This window comes from Oceanospirillum sediminis (assembly GCF_014164585.1).
Taxonomy (GTDB): Bacteria; Pseudomonadota; Gammaproteobacteria; order Pseudomonadales; family Halomonadaceae; genus Oceanospirillum; species Oceanospirillum sediminis.
Genome location: NZ_JACJFM010000176.1, coordinates 1 through 404 on the forward strand (window position 1 = coordinate 1; position 404 = coordinate 404).

General features: G+C 36.9%; 1 pseudogene. It reads left to right on the top strand.

Annotated elements, in window-relative coordinates:
- Positions 1–404, top strand: a pseudogene (locus H4O21_RS28295) (hypothetical protein); the annotation flags it as partial.

Here is a 404-nt window from a genome sequence, read left to right on the forward strand (position 1 = left end):
ACGCTTCAGAACTTCAAAAGAACAGTCAAAACACGTATTTAGAAGATTTCTTTATCGCTTTTGATGCCATTAAGGGTGATAAAAAACTAGCTTCACCTGATATATTTTATACCAAAGCTTTAGATGGTGAAATTGATGGAGGCATGTCTGATGAAGAAGTACAAGGTATCATCGAGACAAAGATTGATGAGTCTATTGTCTCAGCGTTTGAAGTACTGCGTAAGCGTATTGACCAGTTTGGTGTTACGCAACCTAATATTCAGCGTTTAGGGAATTCAGGCCGTATTCTAGTAGAATTACCAGGTGTAAAAGATATTGAGCGTGCTACAGGATTATTACAAAGTACAGCACAACTTGAGTTTTGGGACGTGTACAAAGGTCAAGAATTTCAGCAATTTTTATTT